The 15,686-nt window shown below is 73.3% G+C and carries 11 protein-coding genes, 1 tRNA gene and 1 pseudogene; 6 read left to right on the plus strand and 7 right to left on the minus strand.

The genetic code is table 11. The features are described from left to right. Nucleotides 1-686, minus strand: a pseudogene (locus tag ABD54_RS20660) (5,6-dimethylbenzimidazole synthase); the annotation flags it as partial. 314 nt (nt 687-1,000) lie between these two features. Next, a complete protein-coding gene (gene cobC, locus ABD54_RS20665) occupies nt 1,001-2,026 on the minus strand; it encodes an Rv2231c family pyridoxal phosphate-dependent protein CobC (protein ID WP_047871183.1) in 1,026 nt (341 codons plus the stop codon). Between the two features lie 183 nt (nt 2,027-2,209). Between cobC and ABD54_RS20670 the strand changes: the two genes are divergently transcribed. Together ABD54_RS20670 and ABD54_RS20675 are read left to right on the plus strand one after the other, a co-directional pair. Then, nucleotides 2,210-3,097 (plus strand): peptidoglycan recognition family protein, encoded by an 888-nt coding sequence (locus tag ABD54_RS20670; RefSeq protein WP_047871184.1) that lies wholly within the window; start codon nt 2,210-2,212, stop codon nt 3,095-3,097. Nucleotides 3,098-3,564: 467 nt separating this feature from the next. Then, a complete protein-coding gene (locus tag ABD54_RS20675; RefSeq protein WP_047871174.1) occupies nt 3,565-4,140 on the plus strand; it encodes a GNAT family N-acetyltransferase in 576 nt (191 codons plus the stop codon). Nucleotides 4,141-4,274: 134 nt separating this feature from the next. On the opposite strand, the gene ABD54_RS20680 is transcribed toward ABD54_RS20675, so the two are convergent. Further along, complete coding sequence (locus ABD54_RS20680; protein WP_047871175.1) at nt 4,275-4,565, minus strand: DUF6504 family protein; 291 nt, start codon at nt 4,563-4,565, stop codon at nt 4,275-4,277. A 299-nt stretch (nt 4,566-4,864) separates the two neighbouring features. Here ABD54_RS20680 and ABD54_RS20685 point away from each other — a divergent pair, with 299 nt between their 5' ends. Both ABD54_RS20685 and ABD54_RS20690 read left to right on the plus strand, forming a co-directional pair. After that, on the plus strand, nt 4,865-7,132 hold the full coding sequence (locus ABD54_RS20685) for a serine/threonine-protein kinase (RefSeq protein ID WP_047871176.1): 2,268 nt from the start codon (nt 4,865-4,867) through the stop codon (nt 7,130-7,132). A 74-nt stretch (nt 7,133-7,206) separates the two neighbouring features. Then, nucleotides 7,207-8,172 (plus strand): quinone oxidoreductase, encoded by a 966-nt coding sequence (locus ABD54_RS20690; RefSeq protein ID WP_047871177.1) that lies wholly within the window; start codon nt 7,207-7,209, stop codon nt 8,170-8,172. Nucleotides 8,173-8,301: 129 nt separating this feature from the next. Here the strand turns inward: ABD54_RS20690 and ABD54_RS20695 are convergent, their stop codons facing one another. The 3 genes from ABD54_RS20695 to ABD54_RS20705 form a co-directional block, all read right to left on the minus strand. Further along, on the minus strand, nt 8,302-9,393 hold the full coding sequence (locus tag ABD54_RS20695; protein WP_047871178.1) for an SPFH domain-containing protein: 1,092 nt from the start codon (nt 9,391-9,393) through the stop codon (nt 8,302-8,304). 44 nt (nt 9,394-9,437) lie between these two features. Then, nucleotides 9,438-9,878 carry an NfeD family protein gene (locus tag ABD54_RS20700; protein WP_047871179.1) on the minus strand — a complete coding sequence of 147 codons (441 nt, stop codon included), beginning with the start codon at nt 9,876-9,878 and terminating at the stop codon, nt 9,438-9,440. A gap of 164 nt (nt 9,879-10,042) precedes the next feature. Next, nucleotides 10,043-12,970, minus strand: a complete 2,928-nt coding sequence (locus ABD54_RS20705) for a penicillin acylase family protein (RefSeq protein ID WP_047871180.1) — start codon at nt 12,968-12,970, stop codon at nt 10,043-10,045. A gap of 444 nt (nt 12,971-13,414) precedes the next feature. On the opposite strand from ABD54_RS20705, the gene ABD54_RS20710 reads away from it, so the two are divergent. Further along, entirely contained in the window at nt 13,415-13,930 is a 516-nt protein-coding gene (locus ABD54_RS20710) for a hypothetical protein (RefSeq protein WP_047871181.1), read from the plus strand. A 143-nt stretch (nt 13,931-14,073) separates the two neighbouring features. On the opposite strand, the gene ABD54_RS20715 is transcribed toward ABD54_RS20710, so the two are convergent. Beyond that, nucleotides 14,074-14,961, minus strand: coding sequence for a cobalamin biosynthesis protein (locus ABD54_RS20715; RefSeq protein ID WP_082166924.1), 888 nt, complete (start codon nt 14,959-14,961; stop codon nt 14,074-14,076). A gap of 543 nt (nt 14,962-15,504) precedes the next feature. Between ABD54_RS20715 and ABD54_RS20720 the strand changes: the two genes are divergently transcribed. Next, nucleotides 15,505-15,580: transfer RNA gene (locus ABD54_RS20720), tRNA-Arg, on the plus strand. Nucleotides 15,581-15,686: the final 106 nt, after the last annotated feature.

The raw sequence follows: 15,686 nt of genomic DNA on the forward strand, positions 1-15,686 counted from the left end.
GACGCGGCGGTCCGCGCGGCGGTCGTGCCGTGCGCTGGTGCGGCCGGACGCGCGGGTGCCGCTCCCAGTGGGCGCGCCGCCTTCGCGAGCACCGCCGACCTCGCGAGTTCCGCCGCGTCCGCGAGCGCCGTCGAGGGCTCCGGTTCGGCGGGGGACCCCGGTTCGACGGGGGTCTCCTGCCCGGTCGGACCGCCGGGCTCGGCCGGGGGTCCGGCCTCAACGGAGGGCACGGTCCGCTCGTGGCCCCCGGGGGCCGGTCTCGGTCCGGCTCCCGGGTCGGCCGCCTCGGTCGCGGTGGCGTGCTCGCCGTCGCGCGAGGGGGTGACGTCGGGCCGGTGCGGCGATCCGGTCGGCGTCGGCGCGTCCGCCGGGCGCTCGGCCTCTGGTCGCGGGGCCGGGGGGACGTCCAGGGGAAGCGCGCCGTAGGGCGAGACCGGCGCGGAGGGGACTCGCGGCGCGGGGTCGGCCGGCGCGGGGGGCCTGGGCCGCTGCCGGAACGGGTTGGTCGGGCCCGAGGAACCGCGCGGTGGCCGGGCCCGGGCGCCGCGCCCGCTCTCGGGGAGCCCGTCGAACAGGCCGCCGAGGCGGGAACCGGCTCCCGAGGAGGACCCGCCGCCCTTCCAGCGGGACGGCTCGGCTCCGCCGTCCTCGCCGCGCCGGGCGTCCTCGCGGTCGTCTCTGTCCATGATCGCTCCACGCAAGAGGTGTTGTGGCGGGCCCGTCTCCGCCTCGTCCGGCACAGACCGGTAAGCGTAGTCCGCCGCTTCCGCGCCACCCGCACGGGTCCCGCGGACTCGGGGCGGCCGGTACCGGCTCGGCCGCCGAGAGTCCCCAGTCATCACCAACTGTGCCAGAGACCGCGCGGGCGCGCGCTGGCTCAGGAAACAGGCCAGGCGCGAGAAATCCGGCCGGGGCCGGAAGCCCCTCGGGCCCGGGTCGGCTCCGGGGACGGTCCCGGCTCGGGCGGCGCGGCCGGGGACTCTCCGGGCGCGGAGCCGTCTCACCGGGCGAGCAGCTCCCCCAGCGCCCGCGTCAGGACCCGGTGGACCGCGGGCTCGCGGACCGCCACCCGCAACCACTGCGGCCCGAGGCCGGGAAAGGTGTCACCGCGCCGCACGGCGACCCCCCGTTCCCGTAGGCGGGCCCGCAAGCGGTCCGCCTCCGGGGCCGCGACCAGCAGGAACGAGGCCCGCGCTCCCGGGACGACACGCAGGCCCAGGTTCCGCAGGCCCTGGGCGAGGTCGTCGCGGTGCGCGGTCAGGGAGGCCGCCCAGGCGTCGGCCTCGGCGAGGGCCTCCGGCCTGCAGCACGCCTCCACCGCGACCAGGGCGGGCGTGGACACCGACCACAGGGGCTGGGCCCCGGCGAGTTCGGCCACCAGGCCGGGTTCGGCGAGCAGGTACCCGGCGCGCAGCCCGGCGAGGGACCAGGTCTTGGTGAGGCTGCGCACCACCACCAGGCCCGGCAGGTCCTCGCGGGAGGCCAGCGACTCCGGTTCGCCGGGGACGCAGTCGGCGAAGGCCTCGTCGACGACCAGCACCCGCCCGGGGCGGGCCAGCCCGGCCAGGACCGGTCCGGGGTGGAGCACGGAGGTCGGGTTGGTCGGGTTGCCCACCACGACCAGGTCGGCGTCCTCGGGGACCAGTCCGGGGTCGAGCGTGAAGTCCGGTTCCAGCAGCACCCGGTCCACGGCGTGCCCGGCGGCGCGCAGCGCGGCCTCGGGCTCGGTGAACTGGGGGTGCACGACGACCGCCCGTCGGGGATTCAGTACCCGTGCCAGGAGGACGAAGGCCTCGGCCGCCCCGGCGGTGAGCAGGACCCCGCCCGTCTCCCGTCCGTGGCGCCGGGCGACCGCCTCCCGTGCCCGGGAGGGGTCGGGGTAGGCGCCCAGGCCGGTCAGCGAGTCGGCGAGGAGCCGCCCCAGCCAGGCGGGCGGTGTCCGCCCCCGCACGTTGACGGCCAGGTCGAGCAGCCCGCCGCCGACCTCGGCGTCACCGTGGTGGCGCAGGTCGTGTCCCGCGTCCATGTACTCCCCCACCCCGTGTGTTCCCTTCCGCACTGGAAAAACATCGCACCATACGGCATCACCAGCCCTTCCGGTGAACGGGGGGTGCTTTGTCCACACATTCGGACGTGCCGTTGGTGGCGCGGCTAACGGTCCCGTGCCAGGGTGTGCGCGTTCCCGCCCCCGGGGGTTTTCCCACGCCCGATCCGAGAGAACGGACACACGGCGCGAAGGCGTACCCTCCTGGCCGGTGCCACCGCCGCCGCGGGACTGACCGCGCTGGGCACAGCGCTCCCCTCCACCCGCACCGCGCTGGCCGACACCGGCCGCGGCGACCGCACGGTCCCCCGCGCCCTGGCGGAGCCCTCCGCCTCAAACGGACTCGTCCTCCCCGAACTGCGCTTCGACGTGGTGGCCGTCACCGGCGACCCGCGAGAGGCCGACGCCGCGGTCCGCTTCGAGACCGCCGACGGCCTGGACTCGTGGAACCCGGTGCACCTGCGCACCGGGGGCCGCGACGACCGGGGCGACGACCTGTGGGAGGCGGAGTTCCACCCGGTGCGGGCGCTGACCGTGCACCGAACCGCGATGCCTACCGGCGACGACCACGCGGCGGACGTGCGGGAGGTGTACTACCTGCCCGCGGTGCAGCAGGCGTGGGGGGACACCGGCTACCGCGTGCTCATCGACCCCGGCGGGGTGGTCTACGAGGGCCGCCGCTCGGGCGGGGACGGCGTGCCGGTCCTCTCCGGGCTTCCGCGGCCGGGGCGGGCCGGGTCGGTGACCGCCGGACACGCCTACGGGTTCGACCAGGGCAACGTGGGCGTGTGCCCGCTTGGGGACTTCACCGAAGAACTGCCCACGCAGGCGGCGCAGGACTCCCTGGTCGACGTGCTGCGCGTGCTGTGCGCGGTGACCGGCGTGGACCCGGCAGGGCGGATCGGGTACGCCGACCCGGGCACGGGCGTGACCACGTCGGGCGACGCGGTCTCCCGGCACCGCGACTGGCTGGAGACCGAGTGCCCGGGCAACGCCTTCTCCGAGGTGTTCGACAACGCGGTGCGCCAGCGCGTCATCGCGGGCCCGGCCTAGGGTCTGTTTTTTGGACCGGTCTCAGCTCGTGGGGGTCGGTTCGGGCGCCCACGGGGTTCTGGATGTGCCGGAGACGGGTTCGCGGGGAACGGGCGGACCCGTCGCAGGCACCGAAGGTTCCCGTGCTGCGGGCGCCCGAACACGGAACGAAGCGGAGGGCAGGTCCAAAGAAACACTTCCCAGTCGTGTTCCTCGGATCGTTTCGGGCTCGCGGCCACCGGGCCGCCACTCGCCGCACCGGTTCCGCTTGAAAAGCCGACCAGGCCGACCCGCGCGAACCGTCCCGCGGGAGACGGCACGGACGGCAGCCCGCTGACCCGAAAGCCTCCGCGGAACACTCCTCAGGCGGACGGGTGCGCCCCCAGGTCGGGGCGGTACCACCCTCCCCGGGCGCCCGTGGGAGATTCCGGGTGCCGCGCTCGGGTCCGGCGCGTATCGTGAGCACACTCCGACCCGAGGGGAGAGGCGTGACCACCACGCAAGACAGACCGATGCTGCCGTCAGTGGTCCTGGAGACCGAGCGCCTGCGGCTGCGTGCGTTCGTCGAGGGCGACGTCGACGACGTGCACGCGTCCTGCACCGACGCCGAACTCCAGCGCTGGCTCCCCCTCCCCCTGCCCGGAGTGCCCTACACCCGGGAGGAGGCCGAGCGGTGGTGCCGCGAGGTGGCCCCCGCCCTGCGCACCTGCGGCGAGGGACAGCAGTGGGCCATGGTCGAGAAGGAGACCAAGCGGCTCGTGGGCTCGGTGGGCCTGGTACGTGTCGTGTGGGCGGCGATGAACACCGAGGTCGGTTACTGGGTCTCACCTTGGGGACGCGGCCGCGGGTACGCGACGGAGGCCGCCACGGCCGTCTCCCGCTGGGCGCTGGAACAGGGCTTCCAGCGGGTGGAGATCAAGGCCGCCACCGGCAACACCGGTTCGCGCCGGGTCGCGGAGCGGTCGGGGTTCAGCCTGGAGGGCGTCGAACGCAGCGCGATGCCGCTGCACGAGGGCCGCGCCGACCTGGCGGTGTACAGCCTGCTCCCCGGCGACCTGGTCTGACGCGTGCGCTCCGTCCGCACCGGGCTCGCCGACCGCAGCGGGCGGTGTCCCGCCCGCACGGGTCGTACCGGGCGGGCGGACGGGGCCGCACGGACCGCGGTCGCGGAGCGGACGGGGAGGCGCCGGACGCGTTCTCACCCCCACACGCGCGAGAGCAGCCAACTTCCGGTGGCCGTGTCGTGGCGCAGTTCGTACACCCCCTGGGCCTGGGCCGTGCCCGCCTCCACCCGCCAGTGCCTGCGCTCGGGCGCCCGGGACTCACGCGCCGGTGTCCAGTCCATGCGCAGCGTGACCCAGTGTTCGAGGATCCTGCGCACTCCGTACACCCTGCCGTTCCACACGAACCGGGCCGGGCGCCCCTCGTCCTCGACGACGGTCACCTCCGCCCCGTAGTAGCGTCCCACGACACTTCCCCTCAGCATCATCCGCCTCCTGTCAGTCCCGGCACACGCCACCGGGACACCCACCCGTGGGGAAGACGCGGCCAGGTGTTCGAACGTGTGTTCTAATCCTAGCGAAAACCGGTGCGTTCGGGGAACCGTTCGGCCGCGAGGGGCATCCCCACGACTGACACGGCGCGTCCGCGCGCCGCTCACGAACACCCCGCCCCGGGTCCGGGCCCGCGTCCGCGGTATCCGGGGGGCGGTCAGTCCGGAGAGCGTCGGCGTGTCGGCATCGGTACGCTGTGAGCGCGAACTCCACGATTCATGAGGGACCCCCAACTGTGACGTCGAACGGGCACCAGAGCGGCAAACCCCTGCGTGCGGGGGACCCGCGCGAACTCGACGGTTACCGCATCGTGAGCCGTCTCGGCCGGGGCGGCATGGGCACCGTCTACCTCGCCGAGGACGCCTCCGGCCGGTCCGTCGCAGTCAAACTCATCCACCCCGACCTGGCCGACGACGAGTCCTTCCGGCTGCGCTTCGCGCGCGAGGTCGAGGCCGCGCGCCGCGTGGCCCGCTTCTCCACCGCGGGGGTGATCGACGCCCGACTGGAGGGCGATCCCCTCTTCATCGTCTCGGAGTACGTGCCGGGCCCGAACCTTGACGAGGCGGTCCGCGCGGACGGCTCGATGGCGGGCGGCACCCTGGAGGGCCTGGCCATGGGCGTGGCCGCCGCGCTCACCGCCATCCACGGGTCCGGGGTCGTCCACCGCGACCTCAAACCGGCGAACGTGCTCCTCTCCCCGGTCGGCCCGAAGGTCATCGACTTCGGCATCGCCCGCGCCCTGGACGAGGCCGCGGACGCGGTCACCCGCTCCAGCCAGCTCATGGGCACCCCCTCGTACATGGCCCCGGAGCTGGTACTGGGCGAGCGGGCCACCGCGGCCGCCGACATCTTCGCGTGGGGCTGCCTGGTGGCCTTCGCCGGAACCGGCACCGCCCCCTTCGACGCCGCCACGGTCCCCGCCGTCCTGCACAACATCTCCTCGGCGCCGCCGCGCCTGGACGGCCTGGACCCGGACATGCACGACCTGGTCAACGCCGCACTGGACAAGAACCCGGCCAACCGGCCCACCTCCAAGCAGCTCCTGGCCCGGCTCACCGGCCAGGAGGACCCGCAGGAGTACGAGGTGGAGCGCACGATCAGCACCTCGTGGGCCCCGCCGAGCAGCCCTGCGGTCCCGGGGCGGCCGCCGCGGGACACCGGGGCGCGGGAGAGCGGGCCCGCGGCGCACCAGGCGCCGAGCGGACCCCAGCAGGCGCCGGGCCAGCCCTCGGACAGCGGACCGCAGCAGGGCGCCGCGCTCCCGGACGGCGGCCAGCCCCTCCAAGCACAGGCCACGCAGTACAACCCGTACCCGCAGCCCACGCACGTCCAGCACCCGGCCCAGCCGCCGCACGCGGCCCAGCAGCCCGGCGTGGAACAGCAGCACGGCAAGCCGGGACTCCAGCCCCCGGGTCCCCAGCAGAGCGCGGGGTACGGCGGCCACCCGCCCCGGGACGAGCCTCCGGTCCACGGCCAGCAGGTTCCCGGCCGCTACGCCCACTCCGGCGGCCAGATCCCGGCGACGCCCCAGGCGTACGGCGCTCATCCGTACCCTTCCCAGGGCCAACACACCCTCAACGCCTACTCCGGTCCCGGCGGCCCCGGTGCTCCGGGCTCACCGGGCAGTCCCGCGGGGCCGTCCGGCGGCGCCCCGCGCAGACGTCGGCGGACGGTGGTGGTCGGCGCGGCCGCGGGCGCGGTCGTCCTGGTGGGCGCCGTGGGCGCGACGGTCCTGCTCAACGGCGGCCCCGAGATCCCGGAGAACACCCTCTCCGTCTACAACACCGACTTCGGCACCGATCCGGGCTGGGTCAGCGACACCTACGAACACGGGGACTCCGACGGCTACTGGGCCGCGCGCAGGGGCGTCCTGCTCCAACTGGACCCCGAGAGCAACCCCAGCCGGGGCGAGGTCGTGGCGCTGGAGCGCGAGGAGGTCCTGCCGGACGACGTCCTGGTGAGCACCACCGCGTACGTGGTCCAGGGGCCGGAACAGGCGACGTTCGGCGTGCGCTGTTGGGACAACGACGGTGAGGAGTACCGGAGCCAGTACGAGGGGCTGCTGCGCTACGACGGCCAGCGCGCGGAGATCCGCCGGATGCACGAGGGCGAGGGCGACATCACCCTCGGCGAGACCACCGACGTCGCCGGATACACCCCCCAGCCCCTCTTCGACGAGTCGGTGCGCGAGGAGTACGGCTACGAGGAGCGCGACCCCCTCGGGTTCGACCACGAGAACATCCCCGCCAACACCGTCGCGCTCTCCTGCTCCCTGCAGGAGGACGGGGACGGCAACGAGTTCATGGAGCTCTCCCTGTGGGTCAACGGGGAGCACGCCGTGACCGCGGTGGACGAGGAACCGCTTCCCGACGACGCCGAGGAGGTGGAGGACCGCCGCAGGGTCGGCATCGTCACCCGCTCCGGACCGGGCAACGACTTCCTCGGCGTCCTGCACACCGCCTTCTCGGTCCACGAGATCCTCGGGCGGGGCCGGTCGGAGTGAGCGGGCCGCCGTGGCCGGTTCGGGCTCCGGGCTGACATGATGCCGGGAACCGACCCGGAAGGAGCAGTGGACCCATGCGTGCCATCGTGATCGAGGAGAACGGCGGGCCCGAGGTGCTGCGGCTGGGCGAGAGGGACGATCCGGCGCCCGGCCCCGGGGAGGTCCTGATCGACGTCGAGGCCCGCGGAGTCAACTTCATCGACGTCTACCAGCGCAGCGGCCTGTACGACGTCCCGCTCCCCTACGTCCCGGGGATGGAGGGCGCGGGCGTGGTGGCCGCCGTCGGCGAGGGCGTCACCGACCTGTCCGTGGGGCAGCGGGTCGGCTGGGCGATGGCCCCCGGTGCGTACGCCGAACGGGCCGTAGTCAAAGCCTCCCTGGTCGTCCCCGTCCCGGACGCGGTCTCCGCCGAGCAGGCCGCCGCCCTGCTGCTTCAGGGCATGACCGCCCACTACCTGGTCCGCTCCGTGTACCCGGTGGCCGAGGGCGACACCGTGCTGGTGCACGCGGCCGCGGGCGGCACCGGTCTGCTGGTGACCCAACTGGCCAAGGAGCGCGGCGCGCGCGTCATCGGCACCGTGTCCACCGAGGAGAAGGAGCGCATCGCGCGCGGGGCGGGCGCGGACGAGGTGGTGCGCTACACCGAGACCCCCGTGGCCGAGGCGGTGCGCGACCTCACCGGCGGCGAGGGGGTGGCCGCGGTCTACGACGGCGTCGGCCGGGACACCTTCGACGCCAGCCTGGCCTCGCTGCGCCCGCGCGGCGTGCTGGCGCTGTTCGGGCAGTCCTCGGGAGAGGTGGCGCCGGTGGACCCGCAGCGACTCAACTCCGCCGGTTCGGTGTACCTGACCAGGCCCTCGCTGGCCTACTTCGTGGCAGACCGCGAGGAGCTCCTGGGCCGGGCCGGCGACCTGTTCGCCCTAGTGGGCGACGGCCGCCTGGACGTGCGGATCGGCGGACGCTACCCGCTGTCCGACGCGGGACGGGCCCAGAGCGACCTGGCCTCGCGCCGGACCACCGGCAAGCTCCTGCTGGTCTGAGCCGGACGGCCGCGGGCCGCACGCACGGCGGGCGGGGGGAGGGCGCCCTCCCCCCGCCCGCCGCCCAGGGTCGGCTCCGCGGCCGGTCGCCCCGTCGCCGGTACGGCGCGACCGGCCGCGCGGACGGGCCTAGTCCTCCTCGCGCGGCCCGGGCGGCCGGGAGCCGCCGAGGGCCGACCCGGCCCGCCTCACGTCGTCGCGGGCGTCGGCCACCGCGCGCTCGGCGGCCTCGGCCGCGTCCACGGCCGCCTGCGCCGAGGAGGAACGGGTGGGGTCGGGCGCCGTGAGCTGCGCGGGTCCCCGGGCGCCGGCCTCCTCCTCGTCCTCCTGCTTCCGCGTGGAGGGCACCGTCGGGGCGTCCCCGGCGAAGGCGTGGCTGACGTTCTTGACGGCCTCGGTGAGCTCGCCGGGGATCACCCAGAAGGTGTTGCCGTCGCCCTCGGCCAGGGACGGCAGGGTCTCCAGGTACTTGTAGGCGAGCACCTTGGCGTCGGCGTTGTTGGTGTGCACCGCCTGGAACACGCGCTCGATCGCCTTGGCCTCGCCGTCGGCCCGCAGGATGGCCGCCTGCTGGTCGCCCTGGGCCTCCAGGATGGCCTGCTGGCGTGCTCCCTCCGCCTTGAGGATGCGCGACTGGCGCTCACCCTCGGCGTGGAGGATGGCCGCGCGCTTGTCGCGGTCGGCCCGCATCTGCTTCTCCATCGCCTCCTTGATGGTGGGCGGCGGGTCGATGGCCTTGATCTCGACGCGGTTGACGCGGATGCCCCACTTGCCGGTGGTCTCGTCCAGGACCCCGCGCAGGCGGGTGTTGATCTCCTCGCGGGAGGTGAGCGTCTTCTCCAGGTCCATGGAGCCGATGACGTTGCGCAGCGTGGTGACGGTGAGCTGGTCGATGGCCTGGATGTAGTTGGCGACCTCGTAGGCCGCGGCCCTGGGGTCGGTCACCTGGTAGTACAGCACGGTGTCGATGTTGACGACCAGGTTGTCCTCGGTGATGACGGGCTGCGGACGCGAGGTGAACACCTGCTCGCGCAGGTCGAACTTGGAGTTGACGCGGTCCACGCCCGGGATGAGGAAGTTCAGGCCCGGGTTCAGGGTGCGGATGTAGCGGCCGAAGCGCTCGATGTTGTAGGCCCTGGCCTGCGGGACGATGCGGATCGCCGACAGGGCGACGGCCACGACGACGACCGCGAGGATGATGAGGGCGATGGTGGATTCCATGTGCTGGCACCTGGCCTAGGTCGGGGACGTGGCTGCGGCGGGATTCAGGGCAGTACTTCGCGCGGGTAGACCACGGCTGTGGCCCCGTCGATCTCCATGACGTCCACACGCGTGCCCACCGGGATGACGAGGTCCTCGTCGATGCAGCGCGCGGACCACTCCTCCCCGGAGAGCTTGATCCTGCCCCGGTCGGCGCCGACCTCCTGCAGGACGACCGCGGAGCGCCCGACGAGCGCCTGCGCACCCGACCTGACGACGGGGCCGCCCCTGAGCTGGCGCCGCATGATCGGCCGCACGAGGTAGATCCCGGCGGCCGCGGTGGCGGTGAACCCGATGATCTGCACGGCCACCGGAAGCCCGATGGCGCCGAGGAGGGCGGCGACCAGCGCCGCGACCGCCAGGAGGCCCAGTACGAACGTGAGGGTGAAGACCTCGACGACCCCCAGGCCCACGGCGAGGATGAGCCAGATCAACCAGGCGTCCATGTTCCTGCGGCCCTCCCACTCATGTTCGGGTATTCCCTACGCTACCCACACGGACCCGGCGAAGCACGCGATCCGGCTCCAGTGTTCCCCTGCCGTGACACGCGGACGCGGCCCCCGTCGGCACCCGCTCGGGGCCGCCTCGGGCCGCGTCCGCTCCGCCCGTCCTACCGTCCGCCGGAGAACTGGTAGACGAGCTGGTACGTGGGTCGGTTCTGCCACGCGATCGGCCACATGTCGATGCCGCCGACCGCCTGGTGGATCACCGTGTCCGCGCACAGCTGGTCGCCCGGTTCGCAGTGCTCGTCGCCGGGGTAGACCTCCGCCGCCGGGGTGTCCGCGGCCTGGGCCAGGGTGTCCAGCAGCACCGTACGGCAGGCGTCCGGTTCGCCGCCACCGCAGTAGGCCTCGCCCAGTCCGCCCTCCACCTCGTGCCCGAGCACCGTGCGCAGGTCCTTGTCCACGTAGGACCACCAGCCGTACTGGAACGCCGAACCCCGGTGGGGCTGCGCCTGGTTGACGCTCCCGGGTTCGCCTCCCCCGATGGAGCCCGAAGGCGACTCGTCGGTCTGCACGGCCCCGGTGAGCCGGGTGTAGAGGTCCCCGCCCAGACCCGGTTCGAACTGGGCCCGCACCAGCAGCGGCCACCACGCGTCCAGCGTGCGGATGGCGTCGGCGTGGGAGTAGTGCCCGGCGTCGCGGAAGGGCTCGCGGCGCAGGGATCCCGACTCGTGCCAGAGCCGCAGCTCCTCCACGGCTGCGGCCAGTCCGGGGTCGTCCACGGCCTCGGTGCCGATCACCTCCAGCAGGAGCGGGAGGACCTCCTGGGCGCGCAGGTCGGCGACCCCGGCCTCCATCATCACCTGGGTCAGGCTGGCGGTGGTGAACTCGTGCCCGTCGGCGACCAGCGCGGAGACGCGGCCGTCGATGAGGTCGCCGCGGTGCACCGACCCGGCGGCCCAGCCGGAGGTGTAGCCCTGGGCGGGCTTGTTGTTCCAGTTGACGATGTAGTCGGGGTTGACCGCCTGCGGGTGGTCCTCCTGCGGGTGGTAGTCGGCGCCGTTGGTGTCGGGGTCCCAGCCGGACCAGCCCGCGTCGGAGTAGGCGTCCACGGGCAGGTTGGGGTTGGTGCCCTCGAACCGGACCGGGTTGTCACCGGAGTTGACGAAGGCGATGTCCTCGTCGTCGACGTAGTGCCAGTTGAAGGCGTAGCCGATGTCCTCGGCCGCGTCCGTGAAGGTCTGCGCCGAGGTGATCTCGCCGGGGTCGTTGAAGCGCTGGAAGCCGATGATGGAGTCGACCTCGCGCATGTAGGTGGAGCGACGCGTCGCGAACGCGACGGGCTCGCCGTCCGCGGTCGCGAAGGAGTGCACCAGACCGAACTCCGAGCGCAGGGAGGTCAGCGTGTAGCCGCCCGCCGGAGTGCCGTCGGCGATGGTGGGCGACCACTCGTTGGTGACGCTCAGCTCCTCGAAGGGCACGCAGTCCCCGGCGGTGTCCACGTAGGCGCGCGACCCGGTGGTGGGCGCGGACCCGTCGGTCTCGCACAGTTCGACGGCGAAGGTGTCGGTGACGTCCTGGCCCGCCGAGGTGGCGCTCCAGGCGTAGTCGACGCCGCGCCCCATCTGGACGTAGAAGCTCACGCCCGCGAAGGACGCGCCGCGTGCGCTGATACCCGGCCCCTGGAGCTCCTGGAGCATGAGCAACTGCGGGGAGAAGTAGCCGGTCTGGGGGCCCATCACTGCGACGGGGTTGCCGCTCTCGGTGTGCTCGCCGGAGACGAGCAGGGCGTTGGACATGCCTCGGGGGTCCGTGAAGCCCTCGGGCAGGACGCCGTCGTCGAACACGCCCTCCACCGCGGACAGGTCACCGTCCTCGACCATCTGTTCCAGCTCGTCGCGCTGTTCCCGGGACAGGTCCTCGACCTCGGGCGCCTCGGCGCCCTCCTCGGGTTCCTCCACCGTGCCCGCCAGCGGGGCGGGCTGCTCGGCGGTCTCGCCGCTGAGCGCGGAACCGTGCTCGTCGTGGACGATGTCGTAGGGCTCCACGGAGCCGGGGTCGGGCACGGCCTCGCCGACCGGGTTGTCGGGGGTGCCGCTGTAGGGGAACTCGCCCTCGACGCTGACCACGGCCTCGGGGTCGTTCTCCGTACGCCAGGCGCGGTAGAGCTCGGCGCCCTCCTCGGCCCCGTAACGGTCCCGGAAGTTGGCGAGCACGACGGCCGCCTGGACCTCGCCGCCGCCACCGCCGCCGAAGATACCGCCCACCATGGCGGCGATGCCGACGACGTCGGTGGGGGTGAAGGGCTCGATCTGCCCGGCGTTGGTGATGGCGTCCTTATGCCCTGTCAGGACGTACTCGCCTGGGAAGTCGCGGTTGTCGTCGGCCTCCTCGATGTAGGCGTTGACGCCCTCCAGGTAGGCGTCGACGTCGGCGAGGGCCTGCGCGCCCCGCTCTCCGCTGGCGGCGACCCGGTCGATCTGCGCCTGCTTGTCCTCCTCGGTGTAGGGGGCGCTGCGCCACAGGTCCTGTTCCAGCCCGCGGTTGCCCTCGGCCCCTCCGGCGAAGGAGGTGAGTTCGCCGCGGCCGACCCGGCGCAGCACGTCCATGAGGAAGAGGCGGTCCTCCGCCGCGGCGTACCCGGCGCCGAACATGGTGCCCCCGCGGGTGGTGCCCTCGACGTGCGGGATGCCGTGGTCGGAGTCGCGGGTGATGGTGACGTCGTCGCGCGGCTGGTACCGGCGCCCCACGTCGTCGGAGTCGACCCCGAAACCGGCGTCGAGGAAGAAGTCGTCCAGGCCCTCCTCGGTGAGGCCGTCGTAGTGGTGGACGAGGTTGTCGTACATGTCCAGCTGGCTGGAGGAGTGGCGCGGCCGGGTCCCGAAAACCTGGTGGCCGAGGATCTCGACGAGCGTGGCGCTGCCGTTCTGGCCGGGGGGAAGGATGTCGTGGCATCCCCCGGGCGCGCAGTAGTCGGGTTCCGGTTCGGCGAGGGCCCGGGGGGCGGCGGGCAGGACGGCGAGCGCGGCCGCGGCCACCATGAGGGCCGTACCCGAGGCGCCGGTGCGTAGCCGTCGTCTGAGCGAGGGGAGCAAGAGCTGTCACCACCTGGGGGTGCGGGCGATGGGTGAGCGCATGCTACGCACGGGTAGGGAAATCGCGAAAGAGATTCACATTTGGGCGGGCCAGAGGAACCCCTACCGGGAAACCAGCGGGTTTGGAGTGACCCGCGCCACAAGCAGCCCGGATTCCGGAGGGCGGACGGGACGGTGCCGGGCACGGGAGCCGGAGCGTGGCCACATCCGGCCACGGTCCTCGGTCGCCCCCCGCGGGGCCGCCGTTGAGGCCGGAACGGACCCGGAGGCGGGGCGGTACGGCTGGAACGGGCCCGGAGGCGGGGCGGCGGCAGCCGGAAGGGACACGGGAGACGGGATTGCACCGCTGGGACCGGGGGCTCGGGCTGACTGGCAGACGGGAGGGGCGGCACCGGCACCGGGGAAGCGGTGCCGTGCCTGCCCGCCCTTTGACACAATCGCGGCATGAGCGAGTACCCCAATTCCCGCCCGGGGGAACCGTGGTGGCATGAGCCCCACGGTGAGACCCCCGGCTGGGGCCTTCCCCCGCAGCAGCACGACGGCGGGGCCATGGAGCCCTACGGCTCCCCCACGGGGGGCTACCAGCCCGCCGTCCCCCCGCCCCAGCCCGAGGGGGACGTCCCCCTCGGCACCATCGGCGAGATCGCGTTCTCCCGGCACACCGTGATCACTCCCGTCGGGCGCTTCCCGATCAGGGGAACGGTGTGGACGGTGAACGACATGAGCCGCACCGAAAGGAACACGCCCACCTGGGCGGTCATCGTGGCCGTCCTGGTCTTCTGGTGGACCTGTCTGCTCGGACTGCTCTTCCTCCTGGTCAAGGAGCAGAGGACCACCGGGCACGTGCAGGTCACCGTCCAGGGGCACGACAGGCACTACAGCACGACGATCATGGTGACCCACCCGGGCATGGTGGGCCAGATCCACCAGCAGGTGAACTACGTACGCAACCTGACCTGAGTCGGGCCCGCGCCCGGCGCCAGCGCCGGGACCGGGCGACCGTCCGCTTCCGGGGGGGCGGCGCCCGCGGCCCCGGGTACGGGGTGCCCCCGGCCCCGCACCGGGGCCGCGCCCGTGATATTCACTGACGCACGCGACGCGCGCTATCGGGCCACCGCCGCGGCCACGGCCACGGCTCCGAGGTGGACGGCCCGGGCCAGGCGGACCGCACGGCGGATGTCTTCGACCCCGGCCCGGGGCCCGTCGCCCATCGCCGGGCGGCGCTCCTCACGCCCCCCGTAGACGTTTGCGCCGCCCAGAGTCCGGCCGAGCGCTCCCGCGAACGCGGCCTCGCACTGCCCGGCGTTCGGGCTGGGGTGCCGGTCGCCGTCGCGCCGCCACACGCGCCACGCCCCGCGCACGCCGCCGCCGACCACGGGCGCGGCCAGGACCGCCAGGACCGCGGTCAGCCGGGCCGGGCCCCATCCGGCGAGGTCGTCCAGCCGCGCCGAGACGGACCCGAAGCGTTCGTAGCGCTCGTCGCGGTGGCCGACCATGGCGTCGAGTGTGTTGACGGCGCGGAAACCCGCCAGTCCCGCGACCCCGCCCAGGGCTCCCCAGACCAGGGGCCCGACCACGGCGTCGGAGGTGTTCTCGGCGACCGACTCGACCACCGCCCGGGCGACTCCCTCCTCGTCGAGTCGGGAGGGGTCCCTGCCGCACAGGTTCGGCAGGAGTTCCCGCGCCCGCGTGAGGTCGCCGCCATCCAGGGCCCCGGCGATCCGCTCGGCCTCACGGCACAGCATGCTGCCGCCGAGCACGGCCCACGTCGCCGCCGCTGTCGCCGCGCCGCCCCGCACCACGGAACCCGCGGCCACCACCGGAAGCACGGCCCCGGCAGCGAACAGGGCACCGCGCACCCGCGAGTCCCCGTAGACGCGCCGTTCCCACCATCCCGCAGCGCGCCCGTACAGGGCGACCGGATGCCCCCGACGCGGGTCGGGCACCGCCTTGTCGAGCAGGAAGCCCGCCACCAGTCCCAGAGATCGCACCCGACCACGTTAGCCGTGTCCAGGAAGTCCCTCGCAACTACCAAACCACGGCAAACCATGTTTGTCTCTCTGGGTAACAACACATACACAAAGGGCAATATATGACCGACCGCAAGGGGCCTCCGCATGCTGGCCGCGCTAGCCCTGCCGATGATCTCCGCAGGTCAGTGGTGGTGGCTCTGACTTCCCGCCCCACCTCGGACATCGGGACTTCGCGAAACGCCCGGGTTGCAGCACCGCACCGGGAGTTAATCACCGGTAACGTGGTGCGCGAGGCCCATAGCGACCGGTTTGGTGGAACGCGCGTGGTAACGAGAGGCAACTACGAATCACCGTAGTTGATGAGTCTTTGCCCGACTGTGGGCGACATCAGGTGAATACCCTACAATGTCTGCCCGGGACGCCACCGACACCACGGCACGGACCCTCCCGACCGCAGGCCCGCCGACCGTCCCCCGCCCCGCCTTCGGCGCGCGACACCTTCCCGCGACCACGTGTCACAGCGTGATCACGAACTGCCATGGCGGGCGACAATTGAATCGAGCACCCGTAGCTCAGTGGATAGAGCACCGGACTTCTAATCCGATGGTCGCAGGTTCGAATCCTGCCGGGTGCGCCACAAAACCCCAGGTCAGACGGGGTGCGCGAGGACCTCGAAGGAGGTCCTCGTCGTCGTTCGGGCCCTGAAATGCTCCGTGTGTGCTCCCCAGTACAAGGTCCAGTAC

Origin of the sequence: Nocardiopsis sp. RV163 (genome assembly GCF_001029525.1) — a bacterium.
Classification (GTDB): domain Bacteria; phylum Actinomycetota; class Actinomycetes; order Streptosporangiales; family Streptosporangiaceae; genus Nocardiopsis; species Nocardiopsis dassonvillei.

Excerpts from the sequence above, each read along its gene's own strand:
- cobC (WP_047871183.1), bottom strand. The coding sequence starts at position 2,026 with ATGGACGCGGGACACGACCTGCGCCACCACGGTGACGCCGAGGTCGGC.
- ABD54_RS20680 (WP_047871175.1), bottom strand. The coding sequence starts at position 4,565 with ATGATGCTGAGGGGAAGTGTCGTGGGACGCTACTACGGGGCGGAGGTG.
- ABD54_RS20690 (WP_047871177.1), top strand. The coding sequence starts at position 7,207 with ATGCGTGCCATCGTGATCGAGGAGAACGGCGGGCCCGAGGTGCTGCGG.
- ABD54_RS20695 (WP_047871178.1), bottom strand. The coding sequence starts at position 9,393 with ATGGAATCCACCATCGCCCTCATCATCCTCGCGGTCGTCGTCGTGGCC.
- ABD54_RS20700 (WP_047871179.1), bottom strand. The coding sequence starts at position 9,878 with ATGGACGCCTGGTTGATCTGGCTCATCCTCGCCGTGGGCCTGGGGGTC.
- ABD54_RS20710 (WP_047871181.1), top strand. The coding sequence starts at position 13,415 with ATGAGCGAGTACCCCAATTCCCGCCCGGGGGAACCGTGGTGGCATGAG.